Annotated in this window: 1 protein-coding gene; it reads left to right on the forward strand. The window is 53.4% G+C overall.

Features of this window, described 5'->3' with window-relative positions:
- Nucleotides 1-95: 95 nt before the first annotated feature.
- The coding region (locus DZ860_RS24105) for a prophage tail fiber N-terminal domain-containing protein (RefSeq protein WP_120035739.1) at nucleotides 96-425 on the forward strand (330 nt) is incomplete at its 3' end.

Consider the following 425-nt stretch of genomic DNA (forward strand, 5'->3'; position numbering starts at 1 on the left):
ATTCATCGTTGGGGTCGGTTATAAATTCTGATTAGCCAGGTAACACAGTGTTATGACAGCCCGCCGGAACCGGTGGGCTTTTTTGTGGGGTGAATATGGCAGTAAAGATTTCAGGAGTCCTGAAAGACGGCACAGGAAAACCGGTACAGAACTGCACCATTCAGCTGAAAGCCAGACGTAACAGCACCACGGTGGTGGTGAACACGGTGGGCTCAGAGAATCCGGATGAAGCCGGGCGTTACAGCATGGATGTGGAGTACGGTCAGTACAGTGTCATCCTGCAGGTTGACGGTTTTCCACCATCGCACGCCGGGACCATCACCGTGTATGAAGATTCACAACCGGGGACGCTGAATGATTTTCTCTGTGCCATGACGGAGGATGATGCCCGGCCGGAGGTGCTGCGTCGTCTTGAACTGATGGTG

This window comes from Vibrio sinensis (assembly GCF_003605645.1).
Classification (GTDB): domain Bacteria; phylum Pseudomonadota; class Gammaproteobacteria; order Enterobacterales; family Vibrionaceae; genus Vibrio; species Vibrio sinensis.